Annotated in this window: 18 protein-coding genes; 13 read left to right on the top strand and 5 right to left on the bottom strand. The window is 71.3% G+C overall.

Annotation, left to right across the window (positions count from 1 at the left end; translation table 11 throughout):
• The first annotated feature begins 268 nt into the window (after positions 1–268).
• From IE225_RS02700 to IE225_RS02665, 8 genes are all read left to right on the top strand, one after another.
• Positions 269–1,051 carry a TauD/TfdA family dioxygenase gene (locus IE225_RS02700; RefSeq protein ID WP_190055624.1) on the top strand — a complete coding sequence of 261 codons (783 nt, stop codon included), beginning with the start codon at positions 269–271 and terminating at the stop codon, positions 1,049–1,051.
• 89 nt (positions 1,052–1,140) lie between these two features.
• Positions 1,141–2,715, top strand: a complete 1,575-nt coding sequence (locus IE225_RS02695) for a pyridoxal phosphate-dependent aminotransferase (protein ID WP_190055623.1) — start codon at positions 1,141–1,143, stop codon at positions 2,713–2,715.
• Entirely contained in the window at positions 2,708–3,523 is an 816-nt protein-coding gene (locus tag IE225_RS02690) for a BtpA/SgcQ family protein (RefSeq protein WP_190055622.1), read from the top strand. The genes IE225_RS02695 and IE225_RS02690 overlap by 8 nt, the downstream gene beginning before the upstream one ends.
• Positions 3,520–4,629 carry an SIS domain-containing protein gene (locus IE225_RS02685; RefSeq protein ID WP_190055621.1) on the top strand — a complete coding sequence of 370 codons (1,110 nt, stop codon included), beginning with the start codon at positions 3,520–3,522 and terminating at the stop codon, positions 4,627–4,629. Before IE225_RS02690 ends, IE225_RS02685 begins: the two co-directional genes overlap by 4 nt.
• Before the next feature lie 51 nt (positions 4,630–4,680).
• Positions 4,681–5,106, top strand: coding sequence for a cupin domain-containing protein (locus IE225_RS02680; RefSeq protein ID WP_190055620.1), 426 nt, complete (start codon positions 4,681–4,683; stop codon positions 5,104–5,106).
• Positions 5,106–5,390, top strand: a complete 285-nt coding sequence (locus IE225_RS02675) for an acyl carrier protein (RefSeq protein WP_190055619.1) — start codon at positions 5,106–5,108, stop codon at positions 5,388–5,390. Before IE225_RS02680 ends, IE225_RS02675 begins: the two co-directional genes overlap by 1 nt.
• The gene (locus tag IE225_RS02670) at positions 5,383–6,984 is read left to right on the top strand and encodes a class I adenylate-forming enzyme family protein (protein ID WP_190055618.1); all 1,602 of its coding nucleotides are present in this window, start codon (positions 5,383–5,385) and stop codon (positions 6,982–6,984) included. Before IE225_RS02675 ends, IE225_RS02670 begins: the two co-directional genes overlap by 8 nt.
• 24 nt (positions 6,985–7,008) lie before the next feature.
• Positions 7,009–8,370, top strand: coding sequence for an aldehyde dehydrogenase family protein (locus IE225_RS02665; protein ID WP_229879158.1), 1,362 nt, complete (start codon positions 7,009–7,011; stop codon positions 8,368–8,370).
• Between the two features lie 56 nt (positions 8,371–8,426).
• Here IE225_RS02665 and IE225_RS02660 read toward each other — a convergent pair whose 3' ends face one another.
• The 5 genes from IE225_RS02660 to IE225_RS02640 all read right to left on the bottom strand — a co-directional run bounded on the left by IE225_RS02660 (position 8,427) and on the right by IE225_RS02640 (position 13,183).
• A complete protein-coding gene (locus IE225_RS02660; protein ID WP_190055617.1) occupies positions 8,427–9,755 on the bottom strand; it encodes a nucleotide disphospho-sugar-binding domain-containing protein in 1,329 nt (442 codons plus the stop codon).
• Positions 9,752–10,978, bottom strand: a complete 1,227-nt coding sequence (locus tag IE225_RS02655; protein ID WP_190055616.1) for a radical SAM family protein — start codon at positions 10,976–10,978, stop codon at positions 9,752–9,754. Before IE225_RS02655 ends, IE225_RS02660 begins: the two co-directional genes overlap by 4 nt.
• Before the next feature lie 16 nt (positions 10,979–10,994).
• The gene (locus IE225_RS02650) at positions 10,995–11,486 is read right to left on the bottom strand and encodes a hypothetical protein (RefSeq protein WP_229879156.1); all 492 of its coding nucleotides are present in this window, start codon (positions 11,484–11,486) and stop codon (positions 10,995–10,997) included.
• An 81-nt stretch (positions 11,487–11,567) separates the two neighbouring features.
• Positions 11,568–12,218 (bottom strand): Type 1 glutamine amidotransferase-like domain-containing protein, encoded by a 651-nt coding sequence (locus IE225_RS02645; RefSeq protein ID WP_229879154.1) that lies wholly within the window; start codon positions 12,216–12,218, stop codon positions 11,568–11,570.
• Positions 12,215–13,183, bottom strand: coding sequence for an aldose epimerase family protein (locus tag IE225_RS02640; protein ID WP_229879152.1), 969 nt, complete (start codon positions 13,181–13,183; stop codon positions 12,215–12,217). The genes IE225_RS02645 and IE225_RS02640 overlap by 4 nt, the downstream gene beginning before the upstream one ends.
• 138 nt (positions 13,184–13,321) lie before the next feature.
• Between IE225_RS02640 and IE225_RS02635 the strand changes: the two genes are divergently transcribed.
• From IE225_RS02635 to IE225_RS02615, 5 genes are all read left to right on the top strand, one after another.
• Positions 13,322–14,320, top strand: a complete 999-nt coding sequence (locus tag IE225_RS02635) for an LLM class flavin-dependent oxidoreductase (protein WP_190055614.1) — start codon at positions 13,322–13,324, stop codon at positions 14,318–14,320.
• A gap of 96 nt (positions 14,321–14,416) precedes the next feature.
• Positions 14,417–15,445, top strand: coding sequence for a GNAT family N-acetyltransferase (locus tag IE225_RS02630; RefSeq protein ID WP_190055613.1), 1,029 nt, complete (start codon positions 14,417–14,419; stop codon positions 15,443–15,445).
• Positions 15,446–15,455: 10 nt separating this feature from the next.
• Positions 15,456–15,692: a phosphopantetheine-binding protein gene (locus IE225_RS02625; RefSeq protein WP_190055612.1), complete on the top strand. Its 237-nt coding sequence runs from the start codon at positions 15,456–15,458 to the stop codon at positions 15,690–15,692.
• 8 nt (positions 15,693–15,700) lie between these two features.
• Positions 15,701–17,026, top strand: a complete 1,326-nt coding sequence (locus IE225_RS02620; protein ID WP_190055611.1) for an ATP-grasp domain-containing protein — start codon at positions 15,701–15,703, stop codon at positions 17,024–17,026.
• Between the two features lie 169 nt (positions 17,027–17,195).
• Positions 17,196–18,419, top strand: coding sequence for an MFS transporter (locus IE225_RS02615; protein ID WP_190055610.1), 1,224 nt, complete (start codon positions 17,196–17,198; stop codon positions 18,417–18,419).
• Position 18,420 lies beyond the last annotated feature (1 nt).

The following is an 18,420-nucleotide window of genomic DNA, read 5'->3' as shown; positions in this document are numbered from 1 at the left end:
CATTCAGGTTTTTTCGTAGTGGTCTGGTCGACGGGTCGTGGTTGATGGTTGACTTGCAACTGGCAGTAAAGGCAAGGTCGTTCGTGCCGACGGCAGCTTTAACTCGGTGCAGGCGGAACGTCTTGAAGTGTTGCTTGCCGAAAACGAGGCGTCGTGTTAAGGGCGCCGGTGAAGCGACCATGCTTTGCGGGGGGAATACATGCACTCAGGGGAGTTCGTTGAGTCGTCCACGGACGATCACTGTCGGCTCCGCGACCGGCTTCTCGCGGTGGATTCGGTCCTCCCCGCTCCGCAACTCGGCTTCCGGGCCGAGGCGGCCACGTTCCTGGAGACCGGCGCGGCCCGTATGACGGCCGATCTGCGTCGGCACGGTCTCGCCCTCGTCCATCTGGACCAGCCCCTGGCCAACAAGGACTTTCAGCAGCTGGGATCCCTGCTGGGCACCGCGATTCCGGAGACCGACGGCGCCGTGCAGCCCTATGTGGACGACGGCGTCATCCTCAATCTCGTGGCGGACAAAGGGCAGACGCAGGACGTCTCCCTGCAGCCCTTCGCCACCAACGCGCTCTCCCTGCACAGCGAGGGCAGCGGGCGCAGCACCGCCGACCAGCCCCGGTACATCGTGCTGATGTGCGTCGAGCCGGGTGACGCCTCGGCGGCGTCCACCGTGCTGGTGCCCATGGCCGCGGTCGACGCCGGCCTGAGCGAGGAGGAGCGGCGACTGCTCGCGGCCACCCGGTATCACTCGGCGCCGGGCGTGCCCACCATCGCACGGTTCCAGCAGGGCCGTACCGTCTTCTCCTTCCGCGACTTCCAGGGCAGCCCGCTGCGCTGGGCCTGCGTGGCCGACGGAGCCGGTGAGCAGTCCGTGAACGGGGCCCTGCGCCGCCTGCTCGCCCAGATGTACGACCCCGGCCACGCCCGCGCCGTGTCGTGGTCCCGTGGGCTGCTCGTCGTGATCGACAACACGTGGTTCTTCCACGGCCGGACCGCCGGCGTCTCCCGCACCACCGACCGGCCGCGCCACATCAAGAGGCTGCGGATCCGCTAGCCGGCCCGCCAACTCCCTTTCACCCGCCGACGTGGCGGGCTCTGTACGACCGCGGTGTCGCCCTTTTCGTATCCCGCCCTGGAGTCGTCATGCACTTGTTCGCCACCCCTGTGCCGGTCCGCCGGATCGAGGTGCCCAAGGAGATCGGCGATGCGGCCGCGGTCGGGTGGCGGGCACCCGCCGCCCACGGGCCGTACGTCCCGCACGTGGACGAGCGAACCCTGGAGGTCTTCCGGCGCGCGGCGGACCCCACCGACCCCATCGAACTGCGTGATCTGTGGCTGGGCCGGGTCGAGTACGAGCTCGGGGCGCACGCGCTCGACCCCCTGCGGGCGGAGTGCTGGCGCTCGTCCACGGTGCAGCGGGACGTGACCGTCGAGGAGGTCTTGTCCTCGCGGGCTACCGTCCGGTTCGTCAAGGAACTGTTCAATTCCTACTTCCGGGACGATCTGTACGGTCAACTGCGCCCGGACGCCCGGCACATTCTCTCCGGCGGATCGGTGGACGAACTCCACTGGGGTCTTCCCGAGACACTCAAGGAAACCATCCGCTACGCCCTGGACCGGGACTGGTACGGCTACTCCGACTCCTGCGGGCGCATCGCGGCCCGGGAAGCGGTGGCCGCCTATGAAAGCGCCCGCATCGACGGTTTCACCTACACTGCGGAAAACATCGCCCTCACCATGGGCGGCACCTTCGCGATCAATTCTGTCGCGGATTTCCTGCTCTCGAACCGGCTGGCCGCCACGGCCCCGGCCCTGTGCGGCATTCCGAACTATCCGCCGCTCGTCGAGGCTATTGCCCGGCGCGGTGAGGTGCAGCTCGTCCCGCTCTCCGCGGACAAGGGGGTGATGTCCCTCGAACCCCTCATCGCCGCTCTCACCCCGCAGACACCGTTCGTGCTGCTGCAGACGGCCGCCAACCCCACCGGGGCGGCGGTCGACGAGGCAGAACTGGCCAAGCTGATCCGCGCGGCCTCACCGCTGACCATGATCGTCCTCGACGAGTGCCACGAATGGCTTGGCGAGAGCTGGGTGCTGGACGAGGCGCGCGCCGCGCCCAACGTCGTCCGCGTCTCCAGCCTGTCCAAGAACTGGTCGGCACCGGGCATCAAGGCCGGCTGGATCGTCGCGGACAGCTCCTTCATCGCCGACTACTACGAGTACGCCTCCACGAGCTTTGGCGGCCCGCCCTCGCTGCTCTACACGACGATCGAGGTCCTGGCACGCATGGAGCGCTGGTCCCTGACCGGGGTGAGCGAGGTCGGCGTCGGCGAACTCAGTGAGTTCGAGGACTCCTACGGTCTGCGCCGCGGTGCGCTGCAGGCCGCGTATGACAACTACCGCCAGGAGCGCCGCGCCCGGGAGTCCGCGCTGCTCGCCCTGCGCGGCGCCAGCTGCGCGCAACTCGGTGGCGTGGCCCGCGTCATCCCGCCGCACTACTCCATCAACACGGCACTGAGTTTCGACCGGTGGGACGACTCCTACCGTTGCTTCCGCGAACTGCTGCGGTTGACGGGAGTCTCCGTATACCCCGGCATCCTCAACTTCTGCTTCGGCAGCGGCATCGTACGGATCACCACCGCCCGCCCCTGGGAGGACCTGCGGTCGGCCTTCGAGCTGATCCGGTCGTCCGTCCGCGAGGAGGCGGTCGCCCATGCCTGAGTTCTCGCTGGTGCCCGGACGCCGGACCGTCATCGGGATGATCCACCTCCAGCCGCTGCCCGGCACCCCCTTCCACGAGGAGGGCGCCTTCCGGGAGATCCTGGACCGGGCGGTGGCATCGGCCCTGGCCCTGCAGCGCGGTGGCGCCGACGGCTGCTTGGTGCAGACGGTCGACCGGGTCTACAGCGCCGACGACGTGTGCGACCCGGCCCGCGCCGTCGCGATCGGCCTGATCACCGACGCCGTCGCCCGGGCCACCGCCGAGCGGGACGGTTTCCACGTCGGCGTGCAGATCATGCGCAACGCGCTCAGCGCCTCCCTCGCCGTGGCCAAGGTAGCCGGCGGCTCCTTCATCCGCGCCGGCGCCCTCGTCGGCCAGACGCTCACCCCGCACGGCATGGTCACTGCCGCCCCCCTGGCCGTTGCCGAGTACCGGCGGCGCATCAACGCCCAGGGCGTCGGGATCGTCGCCGACGTCGACTCCATGCACTTCCGCTGGTACGGCGGCGGCAAGACGACCGGGGAGGTGGCACGCGCCGCCCGCACCATGGGCGCCGACGCGGTCGCCGTCGGCGACCCGGACGAGGCGCGCACCCACGAGATGGTCGCCTCCGTGCGCCGTTCGGCGCCCGGACTGCCGGTGATCCTGGCCGGTCACACCGACCACGACAACGCCGAGCGACTGCTGGCTGACGCCGACGGCGCCTTCGTCGGCACCTGCCTGGAGGACGGCGGCTGGGGCGGCCGGATCGACGAGGACCGGGTCCGCGCCTATGTCGACGTCGTCCGGTCCCTGGAGAAGCGATGAGCACCGCCGACCGGACCCCGCTGCCGATCGAGCCGTCCGTCCTGATCCGGCAGACCGAGCGGCTCGCCGCCGACCTGCCCGGGCTCGTCGAGACGGTGTACGCGCGGGCCGCCGACGCCCTGGCCGCGGCGGGAGGCGGACCGTGGTCCCGTGTCTGCCTCGTCGGGGACGGCGACTCGTACCACGCGGGCTGCGCCGCGGAGACGGCCTTCGAGACGCTGGCCGGCCTGCCGTGCGAACCGCAACCCGCCCAGCGGTTCCTGGGCTATCACCTGGACGTCGTCCCCGAAGGGCCGAGGGACACCCTCGTGGTTGCGGTGTCCTCGTCCGGCCGCACCGAGCGGGTGCTGCAGGCCGTGGAGCGAGCCCGGGCCCGGGGCATCACGACCGTCGCCGTCACCGGGCGGCCCGCAAGCCCCCTGGCGCGGGCCGCCGACGCCCACATCGACGTGAGCCTCACCGACCTCGAGCGCTCGCCCGGCATCCGCACCTACCAGGCCAGCCTGCTCGGCCTGCTGCTGTTGGCGGTGCGCCTGGGCACCGAACGGCACGGAGAGGACCGCTCGCGCGGCCTGCGCGCCGAACTGACCGCGCTTGCCGAGCCGCTGGCCGCGACCGCGCAGGCCCTGAAGGAACCCTGCGTGGAGCTGGGCCGCGCTCTGTCCGACGCGCCCGTGATCGCGGTGGCCGGCACCGGGCCGGGCGAGGGCACGGCGCAGTACGCCGCGGCGAAGCTCGTGGAGGGCGCCGGGGTCATGGCCTGCGGCCGCGACCTGGAGGAGTGGTGGCACGTGGAACGGTTCGCCGCTCCGCTCGACATGCCCCTGGTGGTGCTCGCGCCGCCGGGCCGGGCCCAGGAACGGGCCGCGGACCTCGCGATCCGGGCTGCGGCGCTGGGACGGCGGGTGGCTGTCGTGGCACCGGCCGGGGACGCCCTCCGGTTCGGTCCGGACGTGACCGTGCTGCCCGTGCGGGGCGAGACCCGAGAGCCGTTCTCCCCCCTGCTCTACCACGTCTTCGCAGGACATCTGGCCTTCGGGCTCGCCCAGAACCTGGGTCGACGTCCTTTCCAAGGGCACCGGCCGACGGGCCCGGCGCTCGTCTGACGCGGTCGGCGGCCGGTGCCTCACTCCTGTCCACCCCAGCAGAGAGACACGATGATGGACATCCTCTTCGACCCGAACAAGCACATTCGCAACATCTACAACTCCCCCGAGGTCAAGCTCGTCAACTCGCGCAACGAGATCATCCCGGGCATTCTCGGCACCGTCGGCGCCGGCGAGCTCATCGAGAACGGCGTGACGGTCGGAGCGGACCGGATCATCATGGAGTCGGGCTCCCGCTTCGACCTGCACACGCACCCGGGCGCGCACATCCTGTTCGTCCTCAGCTCCCGCGGATACATCCACATCAACGGCGTCGACTACGAGATGGGCGCCGGCGACACGGTGTTCGTACCGGCCAACTACGCCCACGGCGTCAAGACCAACCTGCAGGTGCCCGAACCGCTGGAGATCCTCGCCTTCGGCGTGCCGCACATGCCGCTGGAGTCCGCGGAACGCATGACGCTGGTGGAGGAGTGATGGGTGCGACGCCCGCGGGTCCCGGCCAAGACCGGCTGCTGCGGTCGGTCATGGACGTCATCCGCGACCAACTGCCCGACGAGGCCAAGGGATGTGACGCGGATGACCCGGACCTGCCGCTGCGCAGTCTGGGCTTCGACTCGCTGCGCACCGTCGGCCTGCTCGTCCGGCTGGAGCAGGAGCTCGCCGTCGACTTCCCACCAGACCTGATCACCGCTGACACCTTCCGCACCGCCCGTACCATCGCCGACGCGGCGCGCACCTTGAAGAGTTCCCATGACTGACCGGCTCACCGCGGACACCGACGCCGTACACCGCTATCAGGGCGCCACCTACCCGACCGGGCCGCAGGCCCCCGCCTCGGTGCTCGGCCACCTGGCCCGGCACGCCGCGGTACTGGGTGACGCGCCCTACCTCACCGCGGTCGCCGAGGACGGCGCCACCCGCACCCTCACCTACCGGGAACTGGACGAGTCCAGCCGCCGCGTCGCCCACTGGATGCGCACCGAGCTCGCCCTCGCCCCGGGGACCCCGGTGGGACTGCTCCCCGTCAACGACGTCGACTCCGTGCTCGCCCTCTACGGCGCGCTGCGCGCGGGCTGTCCCGCGCTGATGCTCAACCCCGCCGACCCGCTCACCCGGCTGACCGAGCAGACCGCCGGTCTGGGCGTGGACGTGGTCGTGCACGGTGGCGGCGTGCCCGAGGACCGCGTGCCCGGCAGCGTGCGCCTGCCCGACCCGCGCCGCCTGCCCGACCCCGGCGACGGCGAGGTGCCGGAGCCGCTCCGGCCGGATGACGACGCGCTGTACTTCGGCACCTCCGGCTCCACGGCCGCCTCCAAGCTGGTCGCCCAGACCCATGGCAACGGCGCCGCCAACGCCGCGGCGGTCGTCCGCCACCACGGGCTCGGCCCGGGCGACACCTTCCTCGGCTGCCTGCCCATCCACCACGTCAACGGGGTTCACTTCACCCTGTTCGCCACCCTCGCGGCCGGCGCGCACGCCGTCCTCGCGGCACGCTTCGACCCCTTCGGCTACCCGAAGCTGCTGACCACGTACCGGCCGCGCGTCGCCAGCGTCGTCCCGAGCGTGCTGGACGCCCTGCTCGGTGTGTGGAAGCGCCCGCACCTGCCCGAGCAGTTCCGGTATTTCGTGTCGGCGGCCGCACCGCTGTCGACCGAGACCGCCCGCGCCGTTCACGAGCGGTTCGGCGTCCGCGTCCTGCAGGGCTACGGGCTGACGGAGACGACAAACTTCTCCACGACGATGCCCCGCGACCTTGACGACGCCACCTATCGGCGGTTGATGCTGGACACCCATATCCCCTCGATCGGGGTCGCCGTCGACGGCAACGAGGTGGCGGTGCTGCTCTCCGACGGCAGCCCCGCCCGTCCCGGACAGACCGGCGAGATCTGCATGCGCGGGCACAACGTGATGTCCCGGTACGCCGGTAACGCCGAGGCCACCGCGGAGGCCTTCCGGGGCGGCTGGTTCCACTCCCAGGATCTCGGGCACCTGGTGCGCGACGAGCAGACCGGCCGCGACTTCTTCGTGGTCACCGGGCGCGTCAAGAACATCGCCAAGGTGCGCGGCGAGACGGTCTCGCTGGAGGAGATGGAACGCGTGCTGCGCGCCCTGCCCGGTGTCCGGGACGCGGCCTGCGCCGCCGTGCCCGACCCGCTGCTCGGCGAGACCGTGGCAGTCGCCGTGTCGGCGCCCGACGTCGTGACCGACGCCGCGCTGCGGGCGCACATGCGGGCCCACTTCGCCGAAGCGGTCCAGCCGAGCCGGATCCTGCGCGTCGCACAGGTGCCGCGCACGAGCACCGGGAAGATCCTCCGCCCCGTGCTCAAGGAGTTGTTCCGCCCCTCCGCCTGACACCCGACCGCAAGGAGCCGAGCTGTGACGAATCGAGACATGCCGATGCTGACAGCCACCGATCCCCGGACCGGCCTGGTCCGTCTCGAGTATCCGGCGGCACGCGAGCAGGAGGTCGCCGACACGGTCGCCGCGACCCGCGCCGCGCAGCGGATCTGGGCCGCCCTGACGCCCGCCGAGCGTTCCCGCAGGCTGCTGCGCCTCGCGGACCGTGTCGAGGAACGCAGGCAGGGGTACGCCGACGCGCTGCGCGCCGGGACCGGCAAGCCGCAGGACGAGGCCCTCGCCGAGGTCGACGGAAGCGCCGACGTCCTGCGGTTCTACGCCGGCGCCGCCCGCACCGACTCCTCACCCGCTGCGGGCCGCCGGATGAACGGCAGGGAGAGCTGGGTGCGCTGGGAGCCGCTCGGTGTCATCGCCGCGATCGTCCCTTGGAACTACCCGATGATGATGGCCGCATGGCGGCTCGGCCCGGCCCTCGCGGCCGGCAACGCGGTCGTCCTCAAGCCGGCCGAGACCACCCCCGACACCGCACTGCTGCTGCGCGCCGACGCCGGCGAACTCCTCGGTGAGCACGTGCTGAGTGTGCTGCCCGGCGACCGCGAGACCGGCCAGCTCCTCGTGGGCAGCCAGGTCGACGCCATCGCCTTCACCGGCAGCACCACGGGCGGCCTGGACGTGGCCTATCGCGCCGACTTGCGCCCGGTCAGCCTCGAACTCGGCGGCAACTGCCCGGCCCTGGTCCTGCCCGACGCCCCGCAGCACACGTACGCGTCGCTGGCCGCCGCTTCGGTGTTCAACGCCGGCCAGAGCTGTGCCGCGCCCGCCCGCGTGATCACCCTGCCGGAGAATTACGCCGCGACGGTCGCGGGACTGGCCGCGGCGATGGGCGTGCTCACCGCCGGCATCGACTTCGGCCCGCTCAACAACCCGGACCAGGTGGCCCGGTACGACCGGATCCTCGCGGCGACCGGGGCCGCCGTCCGCCACACCGGTCAGGTCAAGCCGGGCCCGGGAGAGGACGGCGGCTACTGGCGTCCTTCGGTGGTGCTCGCCGATCTGCCCGACGACGACGAGGCCGTGGTGACGGAGGTCTTCGGGCCCGTGCTGACCGTGCAGCAGGCGCGGAACGTGGAACACGCCGTCGAACTGGCCAACAGCATGCCGCACGCCCTGGCCGGCAGCGTCTGGAGCGCGGACGTCGGCCGGGCTCTGCGGCTGGCCGGTGAGCTGGACGCCGGCGAAGCGTGGGTGAACTGCCATCTGGATCAGACGCCCGAGCTGCCGCACGGCGGCCGCAAAGGCTCGGGACACGGCACCGATCTGAGCACTCTGGCGCTGGCCGAGTACCAACGGCCCAAATGCGTCACCGTCCGTCTCGACTGACCTGCAGGGGCCGCCGGAACACCGGCGGCCCCTGGTGCATGCGGCGTCCTGGACGTTCATGCAGCGCTCTGTGCCAGACCGGCGACCAGCCGGGCCGCGCGCGGCGCTCCGCCGGCCCGTAGTACGGCCTCTCGCAGCTCCCGGCAGGCGGCGCGGTGCCGGTCGTCTCGCAGGGCCTGGTCCACGGCGCGGGCCAGCCGCTCGGCCGTGACGGTGGCGTAGGGGTCGTCCACGTCCCAGGGTGCGACGGCCGCGCCCCGCTCCACTGCTGTGCGGGCGTTGGCGAGCTGGTCGCCCACGCCGGGCAGGGAGACCATCGGCACGCCGGCGAGGATGGCCTCGGTCGTGGAGTTCATGCCGTGGTGGGTGACGAAGACGTCCGCGTACCGGTCGAGGATCTCCCGCTGCGGCAGGAAGTCGCGCACCAGGAAGTTCCCGGGCCACCGCGGCTCCTCCTCGGCGGACAGCCGGGTGCCGACCGCCGCCACCACCGTCAGGTCCGCGCGCCCGCCGAGCGCGGTGGTCAGATGGCCGAGCATGGCGCGCAGGAAGTCGCGCCCGGTCGGGGCACCGCCCACGGGTGTGCCGAACCGGAAGTCGGTGAGCACGGTGCCCAGCGAGAACAGGACGACCGCCCGGCCGTCCCGCTTGGCCCGCTGAAGCAGCTCGAAGGGGAAGTCCGCTCGGTGACGCTCGGGTCTCCCGGACTGCTCCGGGGCGCCGGGGGACGGCACGTACCGCGCGTGGCCCTGGGCGGCGCCGACATGGACGCAGGTGTCCAGGAACGGCTTGAGGGCGTCCAGCAGCCGCGGGGTGGTCTCGTCCGGTTCGCGGGACAGTTCCTCGGCCGCGGTGACGACCGACAGATCGGCGGAGGGGAACAGCGTCGGCAGGAATCCCTCGCCGAGCAGGTCCGTGCCGTACATCCGCCGGTAGGCGTCGCTCGCCTCGTCCAGCGCCGGATGGGGGCGGCCGTGCTGGAGAGCGAAGTCCTCGCCCAGCGCGCCGTATCCGGGGAAGGTGACCAGGGAGGCCGACGGCACGCGTAGCGTCCGCGCCGCGATGATGCCGTGCACGGAGAAGACGTCGTAGAGCACAGCGTCGGGGCGGAACGCGGCGACCGCGTCGACAAAGGACCGGCTCGTGGCCAGCGGGTGCACGAAGCTCTTGTACGCCAGGTCGCTCAGGCCCGGCGGTGTCGGGCCGAGGGGCTGCGCCGCGAGGGAGACGTGGCGCGCGCCGACCGCGGTGAACGCCTTGGCCAGGGCCGGCGGGCCGAAGCTGCGGACCTCCTCGACACCGGGCAGGGCGGCGAGCTCGGCGACCACGGCCAGCAGAGGGTTCATGTGCCCGATCGCGTCGATCGGTACGACGGCGATCCTCATCCGCAGCCCTGGCCCAGGACGGGGAGCAGCAGCGGCCGACGCGTCTGGACGGCCGGCTTGATGCGCGGGGTGCGGTAGTCGCGGCCGTTGCAGAACGAACAGGCGGTCAGGTGCGTGGAGCGGCCGTACAGGCGGCGGATCGCCTCGCGCAGTGCGGTGCCGGAGAGGGCCCCGGTCAGGTCGACGACGTCGTCAGAGGTCTCGGGGATGGCGCCCAGGTTGGTGCCGTTGGCCGAGAACGGGCAGCGGTAGAGCTTGCCGTTGAGCAGGGTCAGGATGTCGTTGACACAGCAGTTGCGGAACATGTCGTCGAGGACGTCCGCGCTGCGCTCGACGAAGTTGATCCGCCCCGAGTCGGTCCACACCGGGATCTTCGTCAGATGGGTGATGCCCTCGTCGGTGAGCACCTGGAGGAGCTCGTCCAGTTTCTTGCTGTGCTCCCCGTAGTCGGTGATGTCGACGACCACCTTGTCGTTGCGCAGGCACTGCAGGTTCGCCCCGCGCGGCACGATGGTGGCGTTCGTGTAGACGACGACCTTGTCGACGCCGTCGTAGGAGGTGAGCTTGTCGATGACGCGGTGGACCCGCGGGTTCACGAACGGCTCGCCGCCGAGCACCCGGAACTCGTAGATCCCGTCGATGCTCTCCATGATCCGGTCGACGGCGCTCTCCAGCAGGTCGAGGTCGCTGTGCCGCGGCTTGGTGTAGTACTGCATGAGGTTCGAGCAGTCCTGGCACTTCATGGAGCAGGCCTCGGTCACCACGACGTCGAGGTACTTGAGCACCAGTGAGTTCTCGGCTTGTTCCCGCGCCTTGAGCGTCTCGCGCTTGTGGAGGGCGGCCTTGCGCTCCATGAGGACGACGTCCATGCCCGTGTCGGCGTCGGAGAAGTCGAAGCCGTTCAGGAGGTCCACGCAATCGTGCAGGTGGGTGAAGCCCAGCTCCTTCATCCGCGCCGACATCGTCGTCAGGTAGTTCCCGCACAGGAACACGTGCGTGGTGCCGGGCAGGTCGGCCAGCTGCTCGGGCGAGCGGATCTCCAGCCCCCGCAGGACGGTGCCCTGCTTGGAGCTGCGGCCGTCGGCGAAGCAGGTCACCTGCACCCCGAGCCGGGTCAGCACGTGGTGCGCCATGACGCCGATGTCTCCGGCGCCGAACAGGACGACAGGACAGTCACCGGCGCGCAGGCGCTCCACCACGGGGGGCGGTGTGTAAGGGGACATCCGGCATCTCTCCTCGTCAAAGGGTCTTCTGCAGATGGACGAAGCGCCGGCCGGTGTCGTCGGTGTGGACGGGACCGCACTGCTCGAAGCCGAGTTGGGCCAGCAGCCGGCGGGTGGCGCGCAGATCGGGGTTGGCCTCGGCGCGCAGCACGTCCGCGCCCCATGCGGTGGCCAACCGGATGGCTTCCCGGACGCAGCCGACACCGGCGAGGGAACCCTCGGCCAACGCGTCGGGCGCGACCGCCAGCCTGCTCAGCTGGGCGGGTCGTGACGCCGGGGGGTAGTCGGGTGGGGTGTCACCGCGGGGCCGGCGGATGAGCGTGAACATCGCGACAGCCTGGCCGTCCCGCCTCAGCAGACGGACGCATCCGTTCTCCACCAGGCTCTGGGTGGTGGCGAACCGGCGCACCGGTGCGGGCGTTCCGCTCTGCTCGGCCTGGTGTGCGTCGCTGGCCTCCAGCAGCGCGTGCACCTCCGCCGGGTCGGTGGCGGTCTGCCAGGCGCTCATGTGCCGGCCTCCGCCGAGCCGGTGGGGGCGTGATGGGTGCTCATGCGCGGACCTCCGCCGAGGTGGTGGCGTGCCGGGTGCTCATCCGACGACGGTGGTGGAGTCGCCGTCGACCACGATGGCCTGCCCGTCGCGGAGCGCGACGAACGGCATGTGGTGCTCGATGTAGTACTCGACGAGCTTGTCGATCTCGGCGGACTCGGGGTGGTCGGAGCGGAAGTGGGGAGCGATGGAGTAGGGCAGGATGCCCAGGCAGTCCCAGTCCAGCGTGGTGTCCTCGTACCCCTCGGGGACCAGCTCGGGATTGTCGACCTCGCCCTCGACGCCCCGCAGGGTCGGTCCGAGCAGGCAGGGACCGGCGCTGTAACCGGCGTAGACGATGGCGTCCCGCGCCAGCAGCCGCTTGATGATCTCGTCGGCCCCGCTGCGCTGGAAGGCCCGTCGCAGCACGAACACGCTGCCGCCGCGGACGTAGACGGCGTCGACGCCGGAGAGCACCTCCTCCAGCGCTTCCGGGCGGCCGAAGTACTCCCGCAGATCCACCTCGAAGGGGTCGAGGCCCACGCTGCGCAGCTCGTCCATCTCCCGCTTGAGGGAGGCGGCACGTCCCTCCGCGTCCTTGTAGTCGTCGGCGTTGATGATCAGCGCGGTGCGGCGACCGCCGTCGCCGAGCAGCCGCAGCAGCTCCTCCGGGCGGTTGCCGATGCGGAAGGAGGACAGATACAGCCTCATGCGGGCTCAGCTCCAATCGTCTGGAACGCGTGGGTGGTGCGATGCCGGTAGGTCTGGCCGGGATCCAGACGCACCGACGGGTAGTCGGGCCGGTTGGGCGCGTCGGGCCAGGCCCCGGTCTCCAGGCACAGTCCGGCCCGGGGCCGACGGTAGTGGTCGCCGGAGTACACGCCCATGCCCGGTTGGTCGGTGGTCACCCGCATCGTCCGTCCCGAGGGCCGGTGTTCGACCTGTGCCGCCCAGGCGGAGTCATCGAGGACGAAGAAGTTGTCGAGCCGGGCGGCGCCGAGCTCCCGGGGTGTGGTGTGGTCGAGGTCGGTTCCGGTGATGTCCCGGGGCGGTCCGGGCAGTGGCATCAGCCGGTCGTCGAACGCCACGATCCGCGTGGAGTTCAGGGCCAGACGGTGGTCGTCGATCGTGCCGCCGCCACCGAGGTTCCAGAAGGCGTGATTGGTCAGCCCGACGACGGTCGGGGCCGTTGTGCGCGCCTGAAAGGCGATCGTCAGCCGACCGCGCGTGTCCACCTCGTAGCTCGCCTCGGCGGTCAGCTCGCCCGGATAGCCCTGGTCGCCGTCGGGGCTCACCAGGCGCATCCGCAGCACCAGGCGGTCCTCGCGGGACTCGGCGTCCGCCTCCCAGACGTACTTGTCGAACCCCAGGGAGCCGCCGTGCAGATGGTGGCTGCCGTCGTTGCCGTCCAGCCGGTGTTCCACCCCGTCCAGTTCGAAACGGGCATCCGTGACACAGCGGCAGTAACGGCCGACGGTGGCGCCCACATATGCATTGAGGTCGGGATCCTCGTAGGAGGCGAGGTCGGGAAGGCGGACCACGACATTCCCCGGGCGGCCATAACGGTCGGGAACGTTGACTTCGACCAGGGAGGCTCCATATGTCCATGCAGTGACCGACAGGCCGTTTCCGGAGTCGAGAGTGAACGCGTGCACTTCGGTCGGCTTCTGTCCCAAATGACCCTTGGTGGTGCCAACCGAATCGCGCGATATCCGCAAAAGTCCCCCCGGTCCGCGTAATTGGTCTGAGTTGATTGGACCACTGGTCCGCGCGATAGGCAAGACCCTTCTCGTATACGCCCCCTATCGCCTACGATGTCATCCGACACCGCGTCGGCGGTGCCGCAAGGGGGAGTTGTGCTCAGATTCGGGGTCCATTCCGGACAGCAGTATCAAGACTTCGACGCTTGCCTGACGTTGTGGCAGCGCGCGGAGGAGTGGGGCTACGACTGGGCTTCGATCTTCGACCACTATCGCCCCCCGCTGGGGGGCCCGGCCGGCCCCTGCTTCGACGGGCCGACGCTGCTGTCGGCGCTGGCCGTCCGCACCAGCAGGATCCGCTGCGCGATGCTGGTCTCGGCGGTGACCTGGCGGCACCCGGCGGTGGCCGCGTCGATCGCCGCGACCGTCGACCACGTGTCCGGCGGGCGGCTGGAATTCGGCGTCGGCGCGGGAGGTCCCGACCTCGGTTACGACCAGTACGGCATCCCCTTTCCCGACACCCGGACCCGGTTGGACATGCTGGACGAGGCCTGCGAGGTCATGCGCGGCCTGTGGACGCGGGAGTCGGTGGACTTCACGGGACGGCATTTCCGGCTCAGCGGCGCCCGCCTGGAACCCAAGCCGGTCCAGGCGCGGTTGCCCCTGGTGATCGGCGGCGGTGGGGAGAAGCGCACCCTGCGCGTCGTCGCCCGGCACGCCGACGTCTGGAACACGCTGATCACCGACCTGCCCGTGTACCGGCGGAAGCTGGACGTCCTCGCCGGACACTGCGCCGAGATCGGCCGTGACATGGATGAGATCCGGCCGTCGATCACCTTCCGGGCCGTCCTGGCGGCGGACGAGCGGCGGGTCGGCCTGCGGCGTGACGAGCGGCTGGCCATGCTGCCGACCGGCTCCTCCGACCTGAAGGAGTACCTCACCTTCGGTACCCCTGAGCAGCTGGTGGCCGACCTGCTGCCCTATGTGCGTCTCGGCGTCAAGGACTTCCTGCTTGGGCTTCGTCCTCCGGTGGACTGGGAGACGATGCGGCTGTTCGCCGAACGCGTCGTTCCCGCCCTGCACGAGGCCGAGGCGTCGACGGTGCACGGCTGACCCGGCCCGCAGCCCTCGATCCCGCCACGCCCGCCACGCCGTGCCGCTGCCTGCCCGCGCGGTGCCCCGTGTGATCTACCAGGAGGTGCCGGTCGCATGAACACCATGGAGACGGAACTCTTCCCGGCCGACCGGGTTCCGGCGCAGGTGCCGGACGTCGAGTGGAACGCGGCGTCGGTCTCGCTCCTCCCGGAGCGGCTGGGCCGCCCCTACCTCTCCGCCGTGTGGAACTCGGCCGTCGTCGTAGCACGCGCCGGTGGCGTGCCCGTCGGTCTGCTGCCCCTGCAGCACCTCAAGCAGGAGGCGCAGGCTGCCGGCGGGGCCGGCCCGCTCGCCGTTGCGCGGGATCTCTTCCCGGCGCCGCAGGGCTCGTCGCATCTGTTCGTCGGCGGTTGCACGGATCTGGTCGCGGGGGCGGTCGTGTCGGCGGCGCTCTCCCCCGAGGAGGCGCGGACCGTGCGCCGCGCGCTCGTGGACCGGGCCTGGCAGGAGGCCGCCGACAGGGGGATGGTGCCCGTGGCCCTGTACATCCGGGACGAGGAGGCGGCCGACTTCGCAGGCCCCGGTCGGCAAGCGCGGCGTCTGGCGAGCCTGTCGGTGCTGCGGCTCCCGCCGGGCGGCAGCGACACGGAGTTCCTGGCGAGGCTGAGCCGGAGTGCGCGCCGTACCGTCCTCAAGGACCGGCGGGAGGTGGCCGAGGCCGGGCTGCGGTCACAGGTGCGTCCCGCCGCCGAGCTCACGGCGGAGGCCGCCGGGCTCGTCGCCGCAGTCAGGCGGCGCCACGGTGAGGTGGACCATCCGCGGCTGGTGCGGCTCAGGCTCGCGCAATGGGCGGCCGACCCCGGTGGTGAGCGTGTCGCCTTCGCGGTGTCGGGCCCTGCCGAGTATCTGGCGATCACTTTCGGCTGTGTGGCCGGAAATCGTCTTGAGGTCTATGAGACCGGGCTCTCCGACGATTCCGACAGCCGACACGTGGCCTATGTGCAGAGCCTTGTCCATGCGCCCATCGCATTCGCTTTGGAGCGCGGAATCACCGAAATCGACCTGGGGCTCGATGCGGAAACACCGAAAACACGCAGAGGCGCCACCCTTTCGCCAGTATGGGCCGTTGGTCCCGAACTCTGAGGAGGACATCGTGGAAAACACTCCGGCAGTCGACGAGCTCGTCCTGGCGGCCTGGTGCGACATTCTCGACGTGCGCTCCCCGTCTCCCGACGACGACTTCTTCGACCTCGGCGGGAACTCCCTGCTGGCCGTCACCCTCGTCGAACGCATCGAGGACGCACTGGGCGCCGAGATACCTCTGGAGGAGTTCTTCCTGGACGGCCGGCTCGCCTCGCTCCTCGACAGCGCCCGCACCGCGGCGAAGTGAGTCCGGCCGTGCCCGAGCCCGACCTCCCCCGACTCGGTGTGTGCCATGCGCCGGGCGGTGCCGCGAACCTCCGCGAGATCTACACGGCCGCCCAGGGGCTGTGCACCGTCGTGATGCTGATGCGGCCCCAGGTGGCCGAGGCACACCCCGAACTGCTGCGTCTGGCCGAGCGGTTCTTCGAATGTCACGTCCTGCCTGGCGACGAGTTCGGCCACAAGTCCGGCGGCGGGTTCGCGGGATTCCTCGACGCGCTCGGGCTGAGCGGCGTAACCACCTTCCACGACGACGAGCTGGAGGCGGCCGACGCGCTGCTGGAGGCGGTGCGCCGCCGGCCCCGCCCCGACGGCAACCCCTGGGACAAGCTGGTGCAGCGGCGGCTGCTGCACGAGGCCGGCCTCTCCCGCGTCGTCGCGGAGCCCGTCGACGGCCCCCAGGACCTGCTGCACGCGTTCTCCGCCCTGGGCAAGGGGCCGTGCGTGCTCAAGCCGCGCCGGGCGGCGGGCGGCCAGGGCATTGCCTTCCTCGACGACGAGGCGGACGTGGAGCGTCAGCTCGCCGTGCGCACCGACTGGTCCGGGCTGCTGTTGGAGACGCGGATCGAACACGCCCCCCACCCGTCGCGGATCTCCTGGCTCGGCAGCCTGCTGTCCGTGGAGACCGTCTCCTGCGGCGATCGGCGCACCCACCTCGGCGTGCTGGACAAACTGCCCGTCGCGGTACGCCGGCACGGCGGCCCGGACGGCGCGGACCTGGTCAGCGTGCAGGGCGACATCCTCCCGTCGAGCCTGCCCCCGGAACTCCTGGAGGAGGCGACGCAGCTCACCGGCCGGGCCCTGGACCGCCTCGCCGTGCGCGACCGCGTGACGCACACGGAGCTGCTGATCACCCCTGACGGCTTGGAGGTCATGGAGGTCAACGGGCGGCTGGCCGGCTACACCGCCCGCCTGTTCCGGCTGGCCCAGGGACCCGACCTGGTGCGCATCGCGCTCGCCGCCGTGCTCGGCCGCGCGGACGAGATCCGGTACGCGCCCCCGGCGGCCGCCGCCGCTGGGCTCTTCCCCGCCTTCCCGCACCGTGAGGGCGTGGTGCACTCCTCCCTCAGGGCCCGCGATCTGCGTGACCTGCCCGGCGTCAGCGCCGTCGACGAACTGGCCCGCCCCGGCGACCCGAAGGACCTCACCGGCCACCGGATGGCCAACCTGACCGTGCGGGCCGAGCACCGCGCCGCACTGGACAGCGCGGTGGCCACCGTGCTCGACGCCCTGGCCAAGGGCTTCGCCGAGCCGGCGGACGCCTGCGGGGGACACGCCGACCGGGCACGGGAGGCTTCCTGATGGCGTGGTCGAGCAGCCTCGGGGAGGAACGGTACGGCTCTGCGGCGGCGTGGGCCACCGGCGCCGTCGCCCGGGACTTGGCCGGCCGCGTCATGAGCGCCGCGTCCCACACCCCTGTGCCCCGCGGCGGGCGCATAGCTGAGGCACGTCCAGCAGGAAGGCAGAACGCATGAAGCTCCTTCAGGCCCGGGAGCCCCTGCGGTACCGGCAGTTCCAGTACCAGTTCGGTGGCTTCGCCGTCTCCGTCATCGGCAACACACTGAGCCAGGTCGCCTTGACGATCGGCCTGCTCCAGGCGACCGGCTCCGCCACCACGGCCGGCATCGCGCTCACGGCGTCCACGCTCACCCTGGTCGTCTGCATCCTCTTCGGCGGGGTCTGGGCCGACCGGCTGCCCCGGAACCTGGTGATGGCCGCGATGGACCTGGTCCGGGGCGTGGTCCAACTCGCTGTCGGCGCCATGCTGCTGAGTGGTCACGTCAGCCTGGTGCCGCTGGTGGCGCTGCAGATCGTCTTCGGCGCCGCGCAGGCCTTCCACCTGCCGGCCTCGTCGGGCCTGACGCGGTTCACCGTGCCCAAGGAGCAGATCCAGCGGGCCAACGCGCTGCTGTCGTTCACGCGCAGCACCGCGGGTGTCGTCGGCCCGCTGCTGGCCGGTGCCCTGATCGCTACCGTCGGCGCTGGCTGGGCTCTCGTCGGCGACGGTGTGTCCTTCCTGGGCAGCGCGCTGTGCGCTGCGCTGATCAAGCTGCCGCGCAGGGAGCCGCGCACCGACAGCAGCATGTTCCGGGAGCTGGCGGAAGGTTTCCGCCTGGTCCGCACCAGCCCCTGGATATGGACCAGCATCGCCGGGTTCATGTGCACGCATGTCGCCGTCGCCGTGTTCATGGTCATCGGGCCGGTCATGGCGTCCGAGGGCGGCGGCGCGCTGAAGTGGTCTCTCCTCATCGCCGCCCTCGGCGTGGGCGACATCCTCGGCGATCTGCTGCTGCTCCGCTTCCAACCCCGGCGCCCCCTGTTGGTGGCGCGGTGCGCGGAGCTGCTGCTCGCGCCGGCCCTGGTGCTGGTGGCGCTCGGCGCGCACCCGGTTGTGCAGGTCGTTGCCGTCGCGTTTGCCGGGGCCGGCATGACGGCCGCGGACTCGTTGTGGCTGACGACGATGCAGCACCAGGTGCCCGACGAGTCGCTGTCGAAGGTCTCCTCGTACGACTGGCTGAGCTCGGTCGCCCTGCGTCCCCTCGGATACGCGCTGGGTGCGGCAGCCGGGACCGGCGACGTGGCGGGCGTGCTGTGCGCGCTGGCCGTGCTGGTGCTGCTCTCGCGCCTGGTCAGCCTCGCGTACCCGAGCGTGCGGCACCTGCGCACGCCCGCGGACGCCCTGGTGCACGGATGAC

Source organism: Streptomyces echinoruber, from assembly GCF_014651135.1.
Classification (GTDB): domain Bacteria; phylum Actinomycetota; class Actinomycetes; order Streptomycetales; family Streptomycetaceae; genus Streptomyces; species Streptomyces echinoruber.
Note: the sequence above shows the minus strand (reverse complement) of the source record. Positions and strands in the feature narration are given on the sequence as shown.

What these genes read in the sequence shown, in the direction of transcription:
- IE225_RS02695 (WP_190055623.1), top strand. Translation starts at nt 1,141, where the DNA reads ATGCACTTGTTCGCCACCCCTGTGCCGGTCCGCCGGATCGAGGTGCCC.
- IE225_RS02690 (WP_190055622.1), top strand. Translation starts at nt 2,708, where the DNA reads ATGCCTGAGTTCTCGCTGGTGCCCGGACGCCGGACCGTCATCGGGATG.
- IE225_RS02685 (WP_190055621.1), top strand. Translation starts at nt 3,520, where the DNA reads ATGAGCACCGCCGACCGGACCCCGCTGCCGATCGAGCCGTCCGTCCTG.
- IE225_RS02680 (WP_190055620.1), top strand. Translation starts at nt 4,681, where the DNA reads ATGATGGACATCCTCTTCGACCCGAACAAGCACATTCGCAACATCTAC.
- IE225_RS02675 (WP_190055619.1), top strand. Translation starts at nt 5,106, where the DNA reads ATGGGTGCGACGCCCGCGGGTCCCGGCCAAGACCGGCTGCTGCGGTCG.
- IE225_RS02670 (WP_190055618.1), top strand. Translation starts at nt 5,383, where the DNA reads ATGACTGACCGGCTCACCGCGGACACCGACGCCGTACACCGCTATCAG.
- IE225_RS02660 (WP_190055617.1), bottom strand. Translation starts at nt 9,755, where the DNA reads ATGAGGATCGCCGTCGTACCGATCGACGCGATCGGGCACATGAACCCT.
- IE225_RS02655 (WP_190055616.1), bottom strand. Translation starts at nt 10,978, where the DNA reads ATGTCCCCTTACACACCGCCCCCCGTGGTGGAGCGCCTGCGCGCCGGT.
- IE225_RS02650 (WP_229879156.1), bottom strand. Translation starts at nt 11,486, where the DNA reads ATGAGCGCCTGGCAGACCGCCACCGACCCGGCGGAGGTGCACGCGCTG.
- IE225_RS02645 (WP_229879154.1), bottom strand. Translation starts at nt 12,218, where the DNA reads ATGAGGCTGTATCTGTCCTCCTTCCGCATCGGCAACCGCCCGGAGGAG.
- IE225_RS02635 (WP_190055614.1), top strand. Translation starts at nt 13,322, where the DNA reads ATGTCATCCGACACCGCGTCGGCGGTGCCGCAAGGGGGAGTTGTGCTC.
- IE225_RS02630 (WP_190055613.1), top strand. Translation starts at nt 14,417, where the DNA reads ATGAACACCATGGAGACGGAACTCTTCCCGGCCGACCGGGTTCCGGCG.
- IE225_RS02615 (WP_190055610.1), top strand. Translation starts at nt 17,196, where the DNA reads ATGAAGCTCCTTCAGGCCCGGGAGCCCCTGCGGTACCGGCAGTTCCAG.